The organism is Streptomyces sp. NPDC047130, from assembly GCF_040643475.1.
Classification (GTDB): Bacteria; Actinomycetota; Actinomycetes; order Streptomycetales; family Streptomycetaceae; genus Streptomyces.
Genome location: NZ_JBEYUK010000022.1, coordinates 32,967 through 52,343, shown reverse-complemented (window position 1 = coordinate 52,343; position 19,377 = coordinate 32,967). Strand labels below are relative to the sequence as shown.

Annotated in this window: 14 protein-coding genes; 5 read left to right on the top strand and 9 right to left on the bottom strand. The window is 74.9% G+C overall.

Annotated features, from left to right (window positions below):
• Positions 1-11 precede the first annotated feature (11 nt).
• From ABZ836_RS23440 to ABZ836_RS23430, 3 genes are all read right to left on the bottom strand, one after another.
• On the bottom strand, positions 12-1,559 hold the full coding sequence (locus ABZ836_RS23440) for an SDR family oxidoreductase (protein ID WP_356133100.1): 1,548 nt from the start codon (positions 1,557-1,559) through the stop codon (positions 12-14).
• Between the two features lie 188 nt (positions 1,560-1,747).
• On the bottom strand, positions 1,748-3,070 hold the full coding sequence (locus tag ABZ836_RS23435; protein ID WP_356133101.1) for an MFS transporter: 1,323 nt from the start codon (positions 3,068-3,070) through the stop codon (positions 1,748-1,750).
• A 231-nt stretch (positions 3,071-3,301) separates the two neighbouring features.
• Complete coding sequence (locus tag ABZ836_RS23430; protein WP_361145075.1) at positions 3,302-3,958, bottom strand: TetR/AcrR family transcriptional regulator; 657 nt, start codon at positions 3,956-3,958, stop codon at positions 3,302-3,304.
• A 143-nt stretch (positions 3,959-4,101) separates the two neighbouring features.
• On the opposite strand from ABZ836_RS23430, the gene ABZ836_RS23425 reads away from it, so the two are divergent.
• Positions 4,102-4,983: a shikimate dehydrogenase gene (locus ABZ836_RS23425; protein WP_361145073.1), complete on the top strand. Its 882-nt coding sequence runs from the start codon at positions 4,102-4,104 to the stop codon at positions 4,981-4,983.
• Positions 4,984-5,148: 165 nt separating this feature from the next.
• Positions 5,149-6,933, top strand: coding sequence for a TIM barrel protein (locus tag ABZ836_RS23420; protein ID WP_361145070.1), 1,785 nt, complete (start codon positions 5,149-5,151; stop codon positions 6,931-6,933).
• 82 nt (positions 6,934-7,015) lie between these two features.
• Here ABZ836_RS23420 and ABZ836_RS23415 read toward each other — a convergent pair whose 3' ends face one another.
• The 4 genes from ABZ836_RS23415 to ABZ836_RS23400 form a co-directional block, all read right to left on the bottom strand.
• Entirely contained in the window at positions 7,016-8,461 is a 1,446-nt protein-coding gene (locus ABZ836_RS23415) for a glyceraldehyde-3-phosphate dehydrogenase (protein WP_361145067.1), read from the bottom strand.
• A 681-nt stretch (positions 8,462-9,142) separates the two neighbouring features.
• Positions 9,143-9,517, bottom strand: a complete 375-nt coding sequence (locus ABZ836_RS23410; RefSeq protein WP_356133110.1) for a hypothetical protein — start codon at positions 9,515-9,517, stop codon at positions 9,143-9,145.
• Positions 9,518-9,577: 60 nt separating this feature from the next.
• Complete coding sequence (locus tag ABZ836_RS23405) at positions 9,578-11,113, bottom strand: NUDIX domain-containing protein (protein ID WP_361145063.1); 1,536 nt, start codon at positions 11,111-11,113, stop codon at positions 9,578-9,580.
• A gap of 184 nt (positions 11,114-11,297) precedes the next feature.
• Entirely contained in the window at positions 11,298-14,498 is a 3,201-nt protein-coding gene (locus tag ABZ836_RS23400; protein ID WP_361145060.1) for a carboxyl transferase domain-containing protein, read from the bottom strand.
• A 187-nt stretch (positions 14,499-14,685) separates the two neighbouring features.
• Here ABZ836_RS23400 and ABZ836_RS23395 point away from each other — a divergent pair, with 187 nt between their 5' ends.
• Both ABZ836_RS23395 and ABZ836_RS23390 read left to right on the top strand, forming a co-directional pair.
• Positions 14,686-15,777, top strand: a complete 1,092-nt coding sequence (locus ABZ836_RS23395) for a winged helix DNA-binding domain-containing protein (RefSeq protein WP_361145057.1) — start codon at positions 14,686-14,688, stop codon at positions 15,775-15,777.
• 119 nt (positions 15,778-15,896) lie between these two features.
• Complete coding sequence (locus tag ABZ836_RS23390) at positions 15,897-17,138, top strand: ABC transporter substrate-binding protein (RefSeq protein ID WP_361145054.1); 1,242 nt, start codon at positions 15,897-15,899, stop codon at positions 17,136-17,138.
• A gap of 27 nt (positions 17,139-17,165) precedes the next feature.
• Here the strand turns inward: ABZ836_RS23390 and ABZ836_RS23385 are convergent, their stop codons facing one another.
• On the bottom strand, positions 17,166-17,864 hold the full coding sequence (locus tag ABZ836_RS23385) for a 1,4-alpha-glucan branching protein (protein WP_361145051.1): 699 nt from the start codon (positions 17,862-17,864) through the stop codon (positions 17,166-17,168).
• Positions 17,865-17,972: 108 nt separating this feature from the next.
• Complete coding sequence (locus ABZ836_RS23380) at positions 17,973-18,188, bottom strand: hypothetical protein (RefSeq protein WP_356133119.1); 216 nt, start codon at positions 18,186-18,188, stop codon at positions 17,973-17,975.
• 166 nt (positions 18,189-18,354) lie between these two features.
• On the opposite strand from ABZ836_RS23380, the gene ABZ836_RS23375 reads away from it, so the two are divergent.
• Entirely contained in the window at positions 18,355-19,341 is a 987-nt protein-coding gene (locus tag ABZ836_RS23375) for a BtrH N-terminal domain-containing protein (RefSeq protein ID WP_361145048.1), read from the top strand.
• The last annotated feature ends 36 nt before the right edge of the window (positions 19,342-19,377 follow it).

Below are 19,377 nucleotides of genomic sequence, written 5' to 3'. Positions count from 1 at the left end.
GCCCGCACCGCTCATCCGCGGCGTTGCCGCCGGGCGCGTCGGCCGGACCGCGGGGCGGTGCCGCCGCGTTCCGCCGTGCGGGCGATGTTGCGGGCCATGCCGCCGAAGACCACCGCGTGGAAGGGCGACACCCCCCACCAGTAGGCGTGGCCCAGCAGGCCGTGCGGGTGGAACAGGGCCCGCTGCCGGTACCGGGTGCGGCCGTCCGGCCCGGTGTCCACGGACATCTCCAGCCAGGCGAGCCCCGGCAGCCGCATCTCCGCCCGCAGCCGCAGCGACCGGCCGCGGTCGATCTCCTCGACCCGCCAGAAGTCGAGGGAGTCCCCGGCCCGCAGCCGCGTCGCGTCCCGGCGGCCACGGCGCAGGCCGACACCGCCCGCCAGCCGGTCGAGCAGGCCCCGCACCGACCAGGCCAGCGGGAACGAGTACCAGCCGTTCTCGCCGCCGATGCCCTCCACGACCCGCCACAACGCCTCCGGCGAGGCGTCCACCGTCCGCTCCCGTTCGTCCGTGTACAGGCTGCCGCCCGCCCAGTCCGGGTCCGTGGGCAGCGGGTCGCTGGGCGCGCCCGGCACCGCGGCGTTCGACCAGCGGGTGTCCACCCGCGCCTCCCGGACGTTGCGCAGCGCCAGCCGTACCGCCTGCTCGAAGCTCAGCATGCCGCCGGGCGGGTCCGGCACGTAGCGGGTGATGTCCTGCTCCCGGCACACCACCTCGTGCCGCAGCGACTCGGTCAGCGGCTTGGCGATCGAGGCCGGCACCGGCGTCACCAGGCCCACCCAGTGGCTGGACAGGCGCGGTGTGAGCACCGGGACCGGCACGATCACCCGGTGCGGCAGGCCCGCCACCTCCGCGTAGCCCCGCATCATGTCCCGGTACGTGAGGATGTCCGGCCCGCCGACGTCGAAGGTCCGGTTGACGTCCTCGGGCAGCCGGGCGCAGCCGACCAGCAGCCGCAGGACGTCGCGGACCGCGACGGGCTGGATCCGCGTGCGCACCCAGCTCGGGGTGACCATCACCGGCAGCCGCTCGGTCAGGTACCGCAGCATCTCGAAGGAGGCCGAGCCGGAGCCGATGATCACGGCGGCGCGCAGCACCGCCGTCGGCACGCCCGAGGCCAGCAGGACCCGGCCCACCTCCGCACGGGACCGCAGGTGCGGCGACAACCGCTCCTCCGGCACGCCCGTCGGCGTGAGGCCGCCCAGATACACGATCCGGCGCACACCGGCGGCGCGGGCCCGCTCGCCGAAGATCGTCGCGGCCCGCCGGTCGGTGTCCTCGAAGCCCCGGCCGGTCCCCAGGGCGTGGACCAGGTAGTACGCCACGTCGACGTCCCGCAGGGCCTCCGCCGTGGAGGCGGCGTCGGTGACGTCACCGCGGACCACCTCCACCCGGCCGGCCCACGGATGGTCGCGGAGCTTGCCGGGGGAGCGCGCCAGGCAGCGCACCCGGTACCCGGCGGCCAGCAGTTCGGGGACCAGACGCCCCCCGATGTAACCGGTCGCACCGGTGACCAGGCAGCGCGGCGGCGCCGCGCCGCCCAGGGGCTCCTCGCTCATCGGTCCGCTCCCGTCGTCGTCCTCACGCACGTCACCGCGCACACGGCCCGTTCCAGGATCGTCCAGCCCCGCACGCCGCGCATCGCGAGGGGCGGCGGTGCGTCACCGGGGAGAGGGGCGGGCGGACAACGCGGTGACCGGCGTGCCGCGGCGCGGATCGCGCCGGGACACGCCGGTCACCGGTGGGGTCAGGCGGCCTGCCGCAGACCCAGCCGCTCGGTCGGCACCTGGGCCGTCTCCCGCGCGGTGAGCCCCGCCAGCAGCGGGCCGAGGCACAGGGCGGCGGTGAACAGGGCCACGGCGAACCAGTCGTCGCCCTTCGGCCCGGCGAACTCCGCCGCGAAGGTGACCGCGAAGCCGGAGATCGCGAAGCCGATCTGGGTGCCGATCGCCATGCCGGACAGGCGCACCCGGGTGGAGAACATCTCGCCGTAGAAGGCCGGCCAGATGCCGTTCGCCGCGCTGTAGACCACGCCGAAGAGCAGGATGCCGAGCACCAGTACCAGCGGGAACGAGCCGGTGGAGATGGCCCACAGGTAGGCGAACATCAGCACCGGGCTGCCCACCGCGCCGATCAGGTACACCGGCCGCCGCCCGATCCGGTCGGACAGCGAGGCCCACAGCGGAATCGCCGCCAGCGCCACGGCGTTGGCGAGCGCCGCCACCCACAGCATCCCGGTCCGGGACATGCCCACCGCGTCGCTGGTGGCGTACGAGAGAGCCCACACCGTGAAGATCGTGGACACCGAGGCGACCAGCGCGCCGGCCACCACCCGCAGCACGTCCTGCCAGTGCTCGCGCATCAGCACCACCAGCGGGAGCTTCACCACGCCCTCGGTGGCGGCCTGCTCGGCGAATGCGGGGGTCTCGTCCAGGCGGCGACGGATCACGTAACCCACCACCATCACCGCGACGCTCAGCCAGAACGGCACCCGCCAGCCCCAGCTCATCAGGTGCTCCTCGGGAAGCGCCGCGACCGGGATGAAGACCAGCGTGGCGATCAGCTGACCGCCCTGGGTGCCGCTGAGGGTGAAGCTGGTGAAGAACCCGCGCCTGCCCGGCGGCGCGTGCTCGAGCGTCATCGAACTCGCGCTGGCCTGCTCACCGGCCGCGGATATGCCCTGCAGGACGCGGCAGAACACCAGCAGCGTCGGGGCGAGCACGCCGACCTGGTCGTACGTCGGCAGACACCCGATCAGGAAGGTGGAGATGCCCATGAGGAACAGGGTGAACACCATGATCTTCTTGCGGCCCAGCCGGTCGCCGTAGTGGCCCAGGAAGAGCGCGCCCAGCGGCCGTGCCGCGTAGGCGACACCGAAGGAGCCCAGCGAGAGCAGCGTCGCGGTCGCCGGATCGGACTCGTCGAAGAAGATCTGCGGGAAGATCAGGGCCGCCGCGCTGCCGTAGATGAAGAAGTCGTAGTACTCCAGCGCGCTGCCGATCCAGGCCGCGGCGGCGGCCTTTCTCGGCTGGGCCGTCGGCGTCTCGGGCGGTGCGGCGGGGACGGACACGGGCGTGCTCCTTCGGCGAACTCCGGCATGAGGCGGAGAAAGGGGGAGGGGACGGGGAGCCGGAACCCTGTGGTGCTGGGCGGCCGGACCGGGGTCCCGGTGCGACCCCGGCTAATTAACCCACTGGATAGTTACTAGGGGTTGGGCAGTGATGTTGCGCCGAGGTGTCGCGGGTGTCAAGGGGGTGTGTTCCGTCCTCCGGCGGTGCGGCCCCGGCCGGTCAGGCGGCCGTCAGGCGGCGGTCAGATAGGCGACGACCGTCTCGCAGAGCATGTTCCGGTAGTGCTCGCGCCGCTCCTCGGCCACCAGGTCCCGCCCGAACAGGGTGCCGAACGTATGCCGGTTGGAGACCCGGAAGAAGCAGAACGCGCTGATCATGGCGTGCAGGTCCACGGCGTCCACGTCGTCCCGGAAGACCCCGGCCGCCCGGCCCGACGCGAGGATGCGCCCGATCACGTCCAGCGCTGGGGAACCCATCCGCGACAGGCGCTCGGACGAGGCGATGTGCTCGGCCTCGTGGATGTTCTCGATGCTCACCAGCCGGATGAAGTCCGGGTGCCGCTCGTGGTGGTCGAAGGTGACCTCGCACAGCCGGCGGATCGCCGACACCGGGTCGAGGTGGTCGACGTCCAGGTCCTGTTCGGCCTCGCGGATCACCGCGTAGGCGCGCTCCAGCACCGCGGTGAAGAGCTGCTCCTTGCCGCCGAAGTAGTAGTAGATCATCCGCTTGGTGGTGCGGGTGCGGGCGGCGATCTCGTCCACCCGCGCCCCCGCGTATCCCGCGCGGGCGAACTCCTCGGTGGCCACCTCGAGGATCTCGGCCCGGGTGCGGGCGGCGTCCCGTACCCGGCCGCCGGTCTTCCCCGCCGGCTTGTCGACGCTGGTCATGCGGATCCTCGCAGGGCTCGGTGCTGCCGGCCGCTCGGCGGCCGGACGGGGGTCAGCGTGATTCTAGGAAACGCCCCCAGGCTTCCGGTCGGGCAGGCGCAGCTGATATGAGTAACGTACTAGTTCGTACATTAGGAGGCGCAGTGGCCGAGGACTCGTACCTGGTGGGACTGATCGGATCGGGGATCGGGCCGTCGTTGAGTCCCGCGCTCCACGAGCGGGAGGCCGACCGTCAGGGGCTGCGCTGCCTCTACCGCCTGATCGACATCGACGTGCTCGGGGTCGCCCCCGAGGAGGTCGGCCGCCTGGTGCGCGCCGCGCGGGAGCTCGGCTTCGACGGGCTCAACATCACCCACCCCTGCAAGCAGCTCGTCGTCGAACACCTCGACGCGCTGTCGCCCCAGGCCGAGGCGCTCGGCGCGGTCAACACCGTGGTGTTCCGGGACGGACGGGCCACCGGTCACAACACCGACGTCACCGGGTTCGCCGCCTCCTTCGCCCGCGGCCTGCCCGACGCGCCGCTGGACCACGTGGTCCAGCTCGGTGCCGGGGGCGCGGGCGCCGCCGTCGCGCACGCCCTGCTCACCCTCGGCGCGGGGCGGATCACCGTGGTGGACGCCCTGCCCGGCCGCGCCGAAACCCTCGCCGCCGCGCTGACCGCGCACTTCGGCGACGGCCGCGCCGCCGCGGCGCCCGCCGGCCCGGACACGCTGGCCGTCCTGGCGGCGCGGGCCGACGGCGTCGTCCACGCCACCCCCACCGGCATGGCCCACCACCCCGGTCTGCCGTTCCCCGCCGAACTCCTCGACCCGCGCCTGTGGGTGGCCGAGGTGGTCTACCGCCCGCTGGAGACCGAACTGCTGCGGGCCGCCCGCGCGGCCGGCTGCGCCACCCTCGACGGCGGGGGGATGGCGGTCTTCCAGGCCGTCGACGCGTTCCGCCTCTTCACCGGCCGGGAACCGGACGCCGAGCGGATGCTCGCGGACTTCGCCGCCCTGGCCGGCGCGGCGGGCACCCGCGGCTGAACAGCCCGCCCCCGGTGCCGGGCCCGCCCGGCCGTCAACCGCGCCCGCCCACCCGCCGCAGCGCCTGCCCCGCGCCTGGCCCTGCCTGTCCACGCCTGTCCCCAGGACCTCCTTCCTGTCTGTCCAGGCCTGTCACCCCGCCCGTCGCCGTGCAAGGAGCACCCCGTGCGCACCTCCATCGCCACCGTCTCGCTCAGCGGCTCGCTCACCGAGAAGCTGACCGCCGCATCCCGCGCCGGATTCGACGGTGTGGAGATCTTCGAGAACGACCTGCTGGCCGGCCCGCTCACCCCCGAGGAGATCCGGGTCCGGTGCGCCGACCTCGGTCTGCGGATCGAGCTGTACCAGCCGATGCGCGACATCGAGGCGGTGCCGCCCGAGGAGTTCGAGCGCAACCTGCGCCGCGCCCGCCACAAGTTCGCCCTGATGCGCCGCCTGGGGGCCGACACCGTGCTGGTCTGCTCCAGCGTCTCGCCGCTCGCCGTGGACGACGACGCGCTGGCCGCCGAGCAGCTCCACCGACTGGCCGGCGCCGCCGAGGAGCACGGCGTCCGGGTCGCCTACGAGGCCCTGGCCTGGGGACGGCACGTCAACACCTACGACCACGCCTGGCGGATCGTCGAGGCCGCCGGCCACCCGGCCCTCGGCACCTGCCTGGACAGCTTCCACATCCTCTCCCGGGGCTCCGACCCGGCGGGCATCGAGGACATACCGGGGGAGAAGATCTTCTTCCTCCAGCTCGCGGACGCCCCGCTGCTCGCCATGGACGTCCTCCAGTGGAGCCGTCACTACCGCTGCTTCCCGGGGCAGGGCGGCTTCGACGTCGCCGGGCTGGTCCGCCACGTGGTGCGGGCCGGATACCGGGGGCCCCTCTCCCTGGAGGTCTTCAACGACGTGTTCCGGCAGGCCGAGGCCGGCCCCACCGCCGTGGACGCCCGCCGCTCGCTGCTGGTCCTCCAGGAACAGGCGGGCATCGACGAACTCCCGCCCCCGGTGGTGCCCACCGGCGTGGCCTTCGCCGAACTGGTCACCCCGGACGCGGAACCGCTCGGCGCGACCCTCGCCGCGCTGGGGTTCGCGCGCACCGCCCGCCACCGGTCGAAGCCGGTGGACCTCTGGGAGCAGGGCGAGGCGCGGATCCTGCTGAACACCGGGCCGGCGGTGCCGCGCGGCGGCACCCGGATCGCCGCCGTGGGGCTGGAGTCCCCCGACCCCGAGGGCGCCGCCCGCCGGGCCGAGGCGCTGCTGGCCCCCGTGCTGCCCCGCCGCCGTGCGGCCCGCGACGCGGAGCTGGACGCGGTGGCCGCCCCGGACGGCACCGAGCTGTTCTTCTGCGCCACCGGCCGACCGGGACTCCCCGACTGGCGGGGCGACTTCGCGCCCGGGCCGGGAGAGCCGGCCGAGGGCGACCGGCGGCGCATCGACCACCTGGCCCTCACCCAGCCCTGGCACCAGTTCGACGAGGCGGCGCTGTTCCACCGCAGCGTGCTGGGGCTCCACGCCCAGGAGAGCGTGGACGTGGCGGAGCCCTACGGACTGTTCCGCAGCCGCGCCGTCACGAACGGGGACGGCAGCGTGCGCGTCGCCCTCGGCGTCGGTCCGGCCCCCACCGACGACGACGCCCGCCCCCAGCACATCGCGCTGGCCACCGCCGACGTGGTCCTGGCGGCCCGCCGGTTCCGGGACGCCGGCGGCGAGCTGCTGCCCATCCCCGGCAACTACTACGACGACCTCGCCGCCCGGTTCGACCTGCCCGAGGAGGAACTGGCGGCCTTCCGCGAGCTCGGCGTCCTCTACGACCGCGACGAGCACGGCGCGTTCCGGCACTGCTACACCCGCACCGTGGGCCGGGTCTTCTTCGAGCTGGTCCAGCGCGACGGCGACTACCGGGGCTACGGCGCGCAGAACGCCCCCGTACGGATGGCCGCCCAGCGGGGTGGCCGCGGCTGACGGCCGGCCGCACGACAGACACGACGGGTGTGCCCCGGACGACGGGACGTCGTCCGGGGCACACCCGTCGTGGTGCGGCGGATCAGGCCGCCGGAGCCGGGAAGGTCGGGTACTCCACGCCGGAGACGTGCTGCACCACCCGGACGACCTGGCACGAGTAGCCGAACTCGTTGTCGTACCAGAGGTAGAGGATCGCGTTGTCGCCCTCCACCTTGGTCGCGCCGGCGTCGACGATCGAGGCGTGACGCGAGCCGATGAAGTCGCTGGAGACCGCGTCGGGGGCGCTGATGAAGTCGATCTGCCGCTTCAGCGGCGAGGTCAGCGACACCTCACGCAGGTACTCGAGGACCTCGGCGCGGGAGGTCTCCCGCTTGAGCTGCAGGTTGAGGATGGCGATCGACACGTCCGGGGTGGGGACGCGGATCGAGCTGCCCGTGATGGTCGCCTTGAGGTCCGGCAGGGCCTTCGCCACGGCGGAGGCGGCGCCGGTCTCGGTGATGACCATGTTCAGCGGCGCGGAGCGGCCACGACGGTCGCCCTTGTGGTAGTTGTCCAGCAGGTTCTGGTCGTTGGTGAACGAGTGGATGGTCTCCACGTGACCGCGCAGGACGCCGTACTCGTCCTCCATCGCCTTCAGCGGCGGCACGATCGCGTTGGTCGTGCAGGAGGCGCAGGAGATGATGTCCTCGTCCGGCTTGATCATGTCGTGGTTGACGCCGTGGACGATGTTCGGGACGTCGCCCTTGCCCGGAGCCGTCAGCACGACCTTGTCGATGCCGGGGCGCAGGTGCTGGGAGAGGCCCTCGCGGTCGCGCCACTTGCCGGTGTTGTCGATGAGGATGGCGTTCTTGATGCCGTACTCGGTGTAGTCGACCGACCGGGGCGAGTCCGAGTAGATCACCTGGATCGTGTGGCCGTTGGCGACGATCCGGTTGTTCGCCTCGTCGACGGTGATGGTGCCCTGGAACTGGCCGTGGATCGAGTCGCGGCGCAGCAGCGAGGCGCGCTTGACCAGGTCCCCGTCCCCGCCGTTGCGGACCACGATGGCCTTCAGGCGCAGCCCGTTGCCGGAGCCGGCCTTCTCGATGAGCAGGCGGGCCAGCAGGCGGCCGATGCGGCCGAAACCGTAGAGGACGACGTCGCGGCCGTCGCGGCGCTCGATCTTGTTCGCGCCGGTGGCGCCGGCGACGGCCTCGGCGGTGAACTCCTCGACCGACAGGCCGCGGTCGTCGGCCTTGTGGGCCACGGCCAGCATGCCGATGTCGATCTGCGAGGGGCCGAGGTCCAGCTGGGTCAGGGCCTGAAGGAACGGCATCGTCTCGTCGACCGACAGCTCGCCGCCGACGATCTGCCGGGCGAAGCGGTGGGTCTTGAGGATGCTGATGACCGACTTGTTCACCAGGGAGCGGCTGTGGACCAGGACCGTGACGTCCCGCTCGCGGTGCAGCTTCCCGATGATCGGGATCATCGACTCCGCGATCTCCTCGCGGTTCTTCCAGTTGGTGAACGAGTCCTCGGTGGCAGTCACAAGTTCATCTTTCGAGCTAGGCGGCGCTCACATGTTAACCATCTCGCAGTATGGTCGCTCAAGCCGGGGCCGAGTGGGGCGTGCGGGTGGCGTGCGGGCGGGGTGCGGGTATGCCGGTTCGCCCGGTTTCGCTGTCTTTGTGGTGCCGGTGCGCGGCGTCGCGTGTGCGCATGATCACGCGGGGGTCCCCGGACAGGGGGAAGGCCAAGGGGGAGGGGGACCGCACGCGGCCGAGAGGGGAGGGGCGGCTGCCCCGGCCGGGCGCGGACCGCAGTGCTTCGTGGTGCCCCTGCGCGGAACGCGGCGGGCCCGGGCCCGCGGCATGCGCGGGCTGGGGCGGCGTGCGGGCCGCGTCGTCCGGCGGAGGCGCCGCATTCCCGGTGGCCGCCGGGTCACGGGCGGCGCGATCCACGCCGCCGGGCGACACCGCCGTGCGTCACCGTGACGCACGGCGTGGGCGACAACCGGCGCCGCGAACGGCCCGCGGCGCGGTGGCCCACCGGCGCTGCCTGCCGTCCCGGTGGCCGGTGCCGTACCCGCCGTACCGGCGGGTGCTCGTCGTACCGGCGGTGCCAGGCGTACGGCGGGCGGTGCCGTGCCGACGGTGCCTTGTCGGCGGTGCCTGCCGTGCCCGCGGTGGATGTCGGGCCGGCGGAGCCGGAGGGGGCCGAGGGCCGGGGGTCAGGCCGTGAGGGTCATGAAGCCGCCCCGCGTGGGGCCGCCGTTCATCAGCGCCGGGACGTCGACGACCTCGGGCAGCCGCTCCACGGAGAGCACCACCGCGCCGCCCGCCCGCGCGGCGTCCCCGCACCAGGCGTTCATGTCGGACTCGCCCAGCACCAGCGCCGCGATCGACGGGATGACCGCGCCCTGGTCCCCGGGGCCGTCCACCACGCACGCCGTGTGCTTGGGGAAGATGCTCCACCCCTCACAGGTGGGCAGCGACCGGTCCTCGGTCTCGAGCGGGGGCAGGGCCTCGTGGAACGGCGCACCGCTGAGCAGCAGCAGCGGCGTTGCGCCGGGCACGAACATCGCCTTTTCCGGATCCAGAAGCATCCGCCAACTCTGGCAGGTGGACACCCCGGTTGACCAGCCGCCTCGGGCAACGAACACGGATCAGCCCTCGGCCGGGCGCCCGCCGAGCAGCTCGACCGCCCCGGTTCCCCGCTCACGTGCCGCCAGACACTCCCGTACCCGCGCCGCGTCCCGCTCCGGCAGCGCGGCGTCGAGCTCCGCGGCCGGAACCGCCCGCCAGGACCCCGGGCCGGAACCCCGGACCCCGTCCGTCCCGCCGAGCACCCCGCCGTCGTACACGTGCAGGACCTCGGCCGGGAGGCGGGCGCCGTCCGCGCAGGGCGCTTCGGGGAGCCAGTCGACGGCCAGCAGTCCGCCCACCGGCGTGGCGGGCCCGAGGTGTTCCCGGACGGCACGCAGGGCGGCCTCGCGCGGGGTCCCGCCGGCCTCCACGACGGCGCGGGGCAGCCCCCAGTCCCCGTCCGGCGTGGCGCGCACCAGCACCACACGGCCCGCGGGATCCGTGACCAGCACGGCGGCCCCGGTGAACGCCTTGGCCCGCAGCGCCCTCAGGTCGCACGGCGCCGGGCGGTCCGGCTCCCCGGCCCGGCCGCGGCGGGGCGAAGGGAGACCGACGGCGGAGCCGGACTGGGGCAGGCCGCCCTCCAGGTGCGCGACCGTGCCCTCGGCCAGGGCCCGCAGCCCGTAGCGGAGCCGGTTGCCGATCTGGGCGGGGAGCACGGCGAGGGCCTCCCGCGGCTCCAGCCAGTGGACCGCGAGGATCTCCCCGTCGGGGAAGCGGATCGCCGCGGCCTGCTCCTCGGTGAGCGGACCCACCGTGAAGACGTGCACGTCCAGCGCCCGGCCGTAGTCGCGGGCCGGGGTGCTGTCCACCGCGACCAGCCGGCCCACCGGCACCTCCGTCAGCCCCAGCTCCTCGGCCAGCTCACGGGCCGCCCCCCGGCGCGGCGACTCCTGGGCGAGGACCGTCCCGCCGGGCAGGCCGTAGGGGGAGCCGCCGCCGTGGTCGTAGGAGTGCTCGGCCACCAGCACCCGGCCCCGCGCGTCGGAGACCAGCGCGGCGGCCGCCATCATCGGCGAGGGCAGCAGCGCGAAGCGGTCCCGCGGATCCGTCGGCACCGCACGCCCCTGCCGCAACTGGGCGGTGTGCGACCCCAGGGAGGCCCGCAGCGCCGCCGTCACCCGGCGCCGCAACGGGTCGGGCAGCCTGCGCAGCGCCTCCCGCTCCGGCACGTACTCGACGGCCCGCAGCTCCTCGTGCTGGAGGGACATCCTCTCCACCGGCACCGGCCGGCGCGGGTGCACGGCGTAGACGCAGGCGACCTGGGAGCGGCCGTAGACCTCCTTGGGCATGCTGTCGACCGCCAGCAGGCGGCCCACCCGCGCGCCCCGGATGCCGAGCTCCTCCTCGAGCTCGCGCTCGAGGGCGGTCACCGGCTCCTCGTCGTCGACCATGCCGCCGGGCAGGTCCCAGCCGTCCTTGTACGAGGGGTCGACGAGCAGGATGCGGCCGTCCTCGTCGCGGATCAGCGCGTCCGCGGCCATCACGGGGGCCGGGTGCACCGCCAGGTAGGCCGCGAGATCGGCCGGATCGGCCGCGGAATGGGTCACCGTCATAGAGAGTCCTCCACCGGGCGCCGCATGCCGCCTCCTCCCGTCGAACGAATGTGTGCTCGTCAGGGGCAACGAGTGGAGGTGACCGTGCGTAACGGCTGGTTTCGGACGTTCTCGCCGGATCCGGCCCTGATCAGGGCGGGCCCCGCCCTCACCGGCCGTCGGCGAACCCGGGACGGGCCCCGCCTCACCAGGTGTCGACGAACCGGGCCTCCCCGTCCGCGTCCGGCCCGTCCGCGTCCCGCCCCACCACGCTGCCGTCCAGCGCGGAGACGATCCACGCGCGGGAGGAGGCCGGGTCGATCACCGCGTCGATCTCCAGCGCCGCCGCCGCGTTCACCGCCTTGCCCTGCTCGTGGAGTTCGGCCACCCGCGCCTCGAAGGCGCGCTGCCGCTCGGCCGGGTCCTCGATCGCCTCCAGCTCGCGGCGGAAGCCCAGCCGCACCGCGCCCTCGAGCCCCATGCCGCCGAACTCCCCGCTGGGCCAGGCCGCGGTGGCCACCGGAGCCCGGGTCGAACCGCCGAGCATGGCCATCGCGCCCAGCCCGTACGCCTTGCGCAGCACCAGACCGACCAGCGGCACCCGCAGGTTGGCGCCGGTGACGAAGAGCCGGGAGAAGTGCCGCACCGTGGCCGTGCGTTCGGCGTCCGGACCCACCATGAAGCCGGGGGTGTCGCAGAGCGAGACCACCGGCAGCCCGAAGGCGTCGCACAGGTGCAGGAAACGCGCCGCCTTGTCGGCCGCGTCCCGGTCGATCGCCCCGCCCAGATGTCCCGGATTGCTGGCGAGCAGACCCAGCGGCCGCCCCTCGACCCGCACCAGGCAGGTCAGGATCCCCACCCCGAACTCCGGCCGCAGTTCCAGCACCGAGCCGGTGTCCGCCAGGCCCCGCACCGCCGCGCGCACGTCGTAGGCGCGGCGCCGGTTCTCCGGCACGACCCGCCGCAGCAGCCGCGGGTCCGGGGCCTCCCAGCCGTCGACCGGGCCGTGGAAGTAGGACAGGTACCGCCGCGCCACCCGGACCGCCTCGGCCTCGTCGGCGACCGCGACGTCCACCACCCCGTTCGGCACCTGGACCGACAGCGGACCGACCTCCTCCGGCCGGTACACACCGAGCCCGCCGCCCTCGATCATCGCCGGGCCGCCCATGCCGATGGTGGCCTCGGGCGTGGCGATCACCACGTCGCAGCAGCCCAGCAGGGCCGCGTTGCCGGCGAAGCAGCGCCCCGAGGCGATGCCCACCAGCGGCACCCGGCCGCTGAGCCGCCCCATGCTGTGGAAGGTGGTGACGTTCAGCCCCGCCACCGCCGTCGAGTCGGTGTCGCCCGGCCTGCCGCCGCCCCCCTCGGCGAACAGCACGACCGGCAGCCGCCGCCTGCGCGCCATCTCCAGCACGCGGTCGGTCTTGCGGTGGTTGTTCATCCCCTGCGTCCCGGCCAGCACCGTGTAGTCGTACGACATGACCACGCAGGGCCGGCCGTCGATCCGCCCGGTGCCGGTGACCATGCCGTCCGCCGGGGTGGAGCGCATCAGGTCGTCCAGGGAACGCCTCCGCCGCTGCGCCGCCAGGGCCAGCGCGCCGAACTCGGTGAAGGAGTCCTCGTCGCACAGGTCGGCGATGTTCTCCCGCGCCGTCCGCCGTCCCCCCGCGTGCCGCCTCGCCACCGCCTCCGGCCGGTTCTCGTCCAGGCCGAAGGCGTGCCGGGCGATCGCCTCCGCCAGGTCGGCGCGCACCTCGTCCGGATCGACCCGCTCCTCGGCCACCGCCTCGCCGGTCCCGACGTCCGACGGGTCCAGCAGAGCGAGGACGTCGCCCTCGGCCACCGTCACGCCCGGCCGCACCCGCAGCGCGTGCAGCCGCCCCGAGCAGGGGGCGGTGACCAGGTGCTCCATCTTCATCGCCTCCAGGACCAGCACCTGCCGCCCCGCCCGTACCTCCTCGCCCGGCGCGACGTCGACCTGCACCACCGTGCCGCTCATCGGAGCCGTCACCACGCCCGCACCGCCCGGGCCCGCCGCCGGCCCCTCCGCCTGAGGCTCCGTCTCCGCCGGCGCCACGGCCCGCGCGCACCGCTCCACGGTGTCCGGCAGCGTCCAGAACTCCGGCTGCGCCAGGACGGCCCGCAGCAGCGCGATGTTGGTGCGCACCCCCGCCACGCCGAACTCGCCCAGCGCCCGCCGGGCCCGCGCGCAGGCCGCTGCCACGCTCCCCGACGGGACGTGCGCCACCACCTTGGCCAGCAGCGCGTCGTACCGCACGCCGACCTCCGCGCCGGCCCGCGAGGCCGTGTCCACCCGGACACCCGGCCCGGACGGCAGGTCGAAGCGGGTGATCCGGCCCGCCGAGGGCCGCGTCGTGCCGTCCGGGGCGGTCACCTCCGCGTACACCCGCGCCTGCACGGCGAACCCGCGCGGGGCCGGCGGCGTGGACAGTCCCAGACCGGCCAGGGTCTCCCCGGCCGCCAGCCGCAACTGCGCGGCCACCAGGTCCACGCCGGTCACCTCCTCGGTGACCGTGTGCTCCACCTGGAGACGGGGATTGGCCTCGATGAAACGGAACTCCCCGTCCCGCACCAGGAACTCGAAGGTGACCAGCCCCGTGCACCCGGTGGCGCGGGCCAGGCACAGCGCGGCGTTCCGCATCGACTCCCGCAGCGCGGACGGGAGTCCGGGAGCGGGAGCCGTCTCGACCAGCTTCTGGCGGCGGCGCTGGGTGGTGCAGTCCCGGTCCCACAGGTGGGAGGCCTCACCGGCCGCGTCCCCGACCACCTGCACCTCGACGTGCCGGGCCCCCTCCAGCAGCCGCTCCGCGTACAGCTCCTCCCGCCCGAAGCCCTGGCGGGCCTCCGAACGGCACCGCCGCCAGGCCTCGTCCAGCTCCCCGGCGTGACGCACCACCCGCATGCCGCGCCCGCCGCCCCCGCCGACCGCCTTGACCATCACCGGGCCGCCCGCCAGCAGGGCCCGCGCCGCCTCGAGCGCTTCCGGGCCCGACCCGCCCTCCGTGCCCGGCAGGACCGGTACCCCGGCCGCCGAGGCCAGCCGCCGCGCACGGGCCTTGTCGCCGAACACCTCCAGCACCTCGGGGGAGGGCCCCACGAACACCAGGCCCGCCGCGGCGCAGCGACGGGCGAACTCCGCGTCCTCGCTGAGGAATCCGTAACCGGGGTGGACGAAACCGCAGCCGGTGCGCAGCGCCGCCTCCACCAGCCCCGCCGCGTCCAGGTAGCCCCCGGACACCGCCACCGCCTCGTCGGCCGCCCCCAGGTGCGCCTCGTCCCCCTCGGCGTACGCAGCCACGGTCCGCCACCCGAGCTCCGAGGCCGCGCGCAGCACCCGCACCGCGATCTCCCCGCGGTTGGCGACCAGTACGGCGGCAGAACCCATGAACGCGCTCCCAGGAACGGCGCGGTCACCCGCGCGACGAACGACACCGTCAGCCGGCTCCGCCATGCTCCCCGGGCGCCGGGCGAGGGGTCAATGTGCGGCCGTACAGCGTGCCCCGCCGAACGACGTCATTCATCACACCGGCATGCGGACAGGAACCGTCCGCCGCGGACGGCAGGCTGGCCGCATGACGGAACGCCTCACCCGCCGACGCCTCAACCGGGCCACCCTCGCCCGCCAGTTGCTCACCGCCCGGGCCGAACTCTCCGCCGAGGCGGTGATCGAGCAGGTCGCCGGGGTCCAGGCGCAGGACCCCGAACCCCCGTACATCGGGCTCTGGAACAGGATCGACGGCTTCCGCAAGGAGGACCTGGCCACCCTGCTGGAGGTCCGCAGCGTGGTGCGCGCCACCCTCCACCGGGGCACCCAGCACCTGGTGACCGCCGAGGACTACCTGTGGCTGCGGCCCACCCTGGAACCGATGCTGCGGGTGTGGCGCAAGGGGGCCTTCGGGCGGCTCACCGCCGGCGTCGACCTGGAGGACCTGGCGGAGGACGCCCGGAGCGAACTGTCCGGACGGATCGTCCCCCGCCCCGAACTGGGCCGGGCGCTGGCCGCCCGCCGGCCCGGACACGACCCGGTGGCCCTGGCGCGCTCGGTCCAGGCCCTGCTGCCGGTGCTGCACCCCCCGCCGGACGGACTGTGGGGGCGGCGCGGACCCACCCCGTTCGCCCTGGCCCAGGACTGGCTGGGCCGTGCCCCCGCGGACGCGCCCGACCCGGCCCGGCTGGTCCGGCGCCACCTCGCCGCCTTCGGACCGGCCACCGTCAAGGACGTCCAGGCATGGAGCGGGGCCACCCGGCTGCGCGAGGTCGTCGAGGAACTGAGGCCCGGACTGCGGGAGTTCCGCGGGGAGGACGGCGAGGAACTGTTCGACCTCCCCGACGCGCCGCTGCCCGCCGAGGACCTGCCCGCCCCGGTGCGCTTCCTCGCTCTGCTGGACGACGTGGTCCTGGCCCACGCCGACCGCTCTCGGCTGATGACCGCCGAGCGGCGCCGGCACCTGGTCGTCGAACCGGCACTGCTGGTCGACGGTTTCGTGCGCGGCCTGTGGTCGCTGGCCCGGGAGCCGGACGGGAGGGCGGAGCTCACCGTGCGGCTGTTCTCCCCGCTCTCCCGCCGCGAACGCGAGGAGACGGCCGAGGAGGGCGCCGCCCTGCTCCGGTTCGCCGCGCCGGAGGCGGACCGCCACGCCATCCGGTTCACCCCCGCCGGGTGACGGCCGGCCGCCCTGCCGCGGATGAGCCGCGCCGGGTATTACCGGCGGTCGCCGCGTGTCCTGGGAGCCCGGCCGGCGTTACCGGGGCGGAAGAACATCGGCCGAGGAGAGGGCTGACCATGGCAGACGGGAACCCGCGCGGCGGCGCGCCGGGCACGGCGGGACGCGGCGACCTCACGGTGGGCGTGGTCGTCGCCCGGACAGGACGGCTGGCGAGCCTCGGGGATCCGCTGGACTTCGCGCTCGAGCGCCTCGGGCCGAGGCTCGCGGCGGCCGGGCCTGCCGGCCGCCGGATCCGCGTGGCGGGCCGGGACAGCCGGTCCACCGCCGAGGGCGCCCGGCAGGCCGTCGCCGAGCTGATCCGGGACGAGGGCGCCGTCCTGGTCCTCACCCTGGCGGGCACCGAGGTGCTGCCGGCCGTCGCCGACGCCTGCGAGGCGGCCGGGACGCCGTGCGTCTCCAGCACCTTCCCCTGGCAGGTCTACTACTACGGCCGCGGCGGGGACGACGGCCGCCCGTTCGCGCGGACCTTCCACTTCTGCTGGGGCCTGGACGACATCGCCGGGACCTTCGCCGACCTCTGGGAGCTGGCCGGCGGCCCCGGACGCACCGTCGGCTGCCTCTGGAACGACGGCCCGCAGGGCTCCTGGTCGCGCCACGAGCGCCACGGCTTCGCCCCCGCCGCCCGCGCTCGGGGCCACCGACTGGTCGACCCCCCGGCGTACGCCGAGCCCGCCGCCGCGTTCGACGGCCACCTGACGGCCTTCCGGGAGGCGGGCGCCGACATCGTCACCAGCGCCGCCACCGCCCGGGACCTCGGCCGCTTCCGTGAGCTGGCGGCCCGCGCCGGGCTTACGCCCCGGCTGATCACCTGCTCCCGCTGGCTCGCCTACCCGCCCACCACCTCGGGGACCTACGGCCCGCCGGCCCAGACCGGCGTGGGCACCCTGGTCTACTGGTCGCCCGCCCACCCCTACCGCTCCTCCCTGGACGGCACGACCGCGGCCGAGCTCGCCGAGGCGTACGAGCAGCGCACCGGACGCCAGTGCCCCCAGCCGCTCGGTCTCGCCCACGCCCTGTTCGAGGTCGCCGCCCACGCGCTGCGCACGGCGGACGACCCCGAGGACCCGGAGGCGGTCGCCGCCGCCCTGCGGCGCACGGACCTGGAGACCATGGCCGGACGGCTCGACTGGACGTCGGGGCCGGTTCCCAACGTGGCCGGGGTCGCGCTCGCCGGCGGGCAGTGGCAGCCCGGTGAGCGGCACGGCCTCGAACTGGCGGTCGTGACCCCCGGCCGGGTCGACGGGCTGCGGCCCACGGCGGACCTGCTCCCGGCCACCGCCGGCGCCCTCGCCCGGTAGGACGCCGGCGGCCGGGGCGGGGCGGTCTCAGGCCGGGAGGACGCGCACGAACACCCCGCGCCGCGGCTCGCCGCCGCCGGTCCAGCCGGCGACGACCCCCGCGGACGCCCCGTGCGCGTCCCCGTCCGCGTTTCCTGCCACGCCCCCTGCCGCGCCCCCTTCCGTCGACCTTCCGCCGGCCGCGGTCCCGTCGGCCGCGAGCCCTTCGAGCACCCGGAGCACCCGCAGGGTCACGCCGTCCAGCAGGACGTCCGTCCAGCCGTCGCCGTCCTGCGCCGACGCCCGCCCGTGGACCCCGCCCGGGAGCGGCCCGCCGTACGAGGCAACCACCGAGGGGTCCGGCGTGTCGCTCAGACTCTGCGCCTGCGGCACCGCGCGCCCGGCCAGCAGCGCGACGATCTGCTCCACGGCCACCGGGTCACGGGTCGCGTCGTAGACCCAGCGGGTGCCCAGCACACCGTGCTCGGAGGTGCCGATCAGGGCCTCCTCGGCCCCCTCCGACGGAGCCGCGCGATAGGTCATCGGCTGGTGGTAGACGGTGCCGTCGGCGTCCTCGAACACCGCGAACTCGATCCCCACCTCGCCCGCCGGGTCGTCCAGGCGGAAGCCGCCCGCCCGCTCCAGCCGAGGTGTCCCGGAACCCCGGTACCAGGGGCGGCCGGGCAGCCACGCGGTCACCAGCTCCAGCTTGGTGGGAGCCATGGTCGTTCGATGAATGACTGACATGGCGTCATCATTCCAGGCGCTCCGTGGTGCCGCGCGGCAGGAGCTGTGGACGTTTCGCGGTGCGGCCGCCCCGCGGGCCCGGCCCGGCGGACCGGCACCGGCCCTCCGTCAGCCCTCCAGCTTCCCCATGACCCGTGCCGCGGCCTCGCTCTCGGCCGCCGGGACGGAGAGCTCGCTCAACGTGTCCAGGTCGTGGTCCTCGGCGAGCTCCGCCTCCCATGCCTCGGCGAGCCGCTCCTGCTCCTCGCGGGGGCGCCGCTCCACGTCCCGGCGGTGCTCCGGACTCAGGGCGTTCAGGAACCGTCCGACGGTGTCGGTCGTCATTCGTCCTCCTCGGTCACTCGGCTCCGGGCCGCACCGGTCCGCGGCGGCGGCCCGCGAGGCGATCGTGCCCCCACCCGGCGCCGGGCGCGGCGGCGGCGCGCCGACGGCCCACGCCCCCAGGACCGATCACCGGACGGACGGCCCTCGGAAGGGGCACCATGGCAGGGTGACCACCGTTCCCGGCATCGACCCCCGCGGCACCCGGCACTGCGAGACCTCGGCCCTCGGCGTGCTGCTGCGCCACCGGGGGACCGACCTGTCCGAGCCCATGCTGTTCGGACTCGGCTCCGGGCTGTCCTTCGTCTACTGGGACAGCAGGAACATGGGTTTCCCCTTCCTCGGCGGACGCGTCAGACCCTTCGAGCTCACCCGGAACCTCGCCGCCAACCTCGGTCTGGAACTCGACGTCCGGGAGACGAGCTCCCCCCGCAGGGCGTGGCAGAACGTCGTGACCGCCGTCGACGCCGGTCACCCGGTGGGCCTCCAGCTGGACAGCCACCACCTCGATCACTTCACCAGCCGCGCGCACTTCGGCGGGCACGTCGTCGCCCTGTACGGCTACGACGACCACCGCGCCCTGCTGGTCGACACCGACCAGCAGGGCGGCGCCGTCTCCACCTCGCTGGACAGCCTCGCCGCCGCCCGGGCCGCGCGCGGTCCGATGACCGCCCGGCACCGGTCGTTCACCCTCACCGTCCCCGAGGACGCCCCCTCGCCGGAGAGCCGGATCGTGCCCGCCGTCACGGCCTGTGCCGAGGCCTTCCTCGACCCGCCCATCGCCAACCTCGGCCACCGCGGGATCGCCAAGGCCGGAAAGCTGGTGCGCACCTGGCTGCGGCGCACCGACCACCCGGAGCGGGACCTGCCCCAGGCCGCCCTGCTGATGGAACGGGCCGGCACCGGCGGCGCCCTCTTCCGCAACCTCTACCGGGACTTCCTCGCCGAATGCGCCCGGACGCTCGACAGCCCCCGGCTCGACGCGGGGCTCGCCCGGTACACCGAGGCGGCCGCCCTCTGGACACGCGTCGCCGAACTGATCGCCGAGGCGGGGCGGACGCGCGACGAGCGGCTCCTGGCCGAGGCGGGGGACCTGCTTCTCGAGCTCTCCGGCCTGGAGCGGGCGGCCATGGAGGACCTGAGCCGCCTGCCCTGACGGCGTCCGGGCAGGCGGCCCGCCGCGGGTGCCGAC

Excerpts from the sequence above, each read along its gene's own strand:
- ABZ836_RS23440 (WP_356133100.1), bottom strand. The coding sequence starts at position 1,559 with ATGAGCGAGGAGCCCCTGGGCGGCGCGGCGCCGCCGCGCTGCCTGGTC.
- ABZ836_RS23430 (WP_361145075.1), bottom strand. The coding sequence starts at position 3,958 with ATGACCAGCGTCGACAAGCCGGCGGGGAAGACCGGCGGCCGGGTACGG.
- ABZ836_RS23410 (WP_356133110.1), bottom strand. The coding sequence starts at position 9,517 with ATGCTTCTGGATCCGGAAAAGGCGATGTTCGTGCCCGGCGCAACGCCG.
- ABZ836_RS23405 (WP_361145063.1), bottom strand. The coding sequence starts at position 11,113 with ATGACGGTGACCCATTCCGCGGCCGATCCGGCCGATCTCGCGGCCTAC.
- ABZ836_RS23400 (WP_361145060.1), bottom strand. The coding sequence starts at position 14,498 with ATGGGTTCTGCCGCCGTACTGGTCGCCAACCGCGGGGAGATCGCGGTG.
- ABZ836_RS23395 (WP_361145057.1), top strand. The coding sequence starts at position 14,686 with ATGACGGAACGCCTCACCCGCCGACGCCTCAACCGGGCCACCCTCGCC.
- ABZ836_RS23390 (WP_361145054.1), top strand. The coding sequence starts at position 15,897 with ATGGCAGACGGGAACCCGCGCGGCGGCGCGCCGGGCACGGCGGGACGC.
- ABZ836_RS23385 (WP_361145051.1), bottom strand. The coding sequence starts at position 17,864 with ATGTCAGTCATTCATCGAACGACCATGGCTCCCACCAAGCTGGAGCTG.
- ABZ836_RS23380 (WP_356133119.1), bottom strand. The coding sequence starts at position 18,188 with ATGACGACCGACACCGTCGGACGGTTCCTGAACGCCCTGAGTCCGGAG.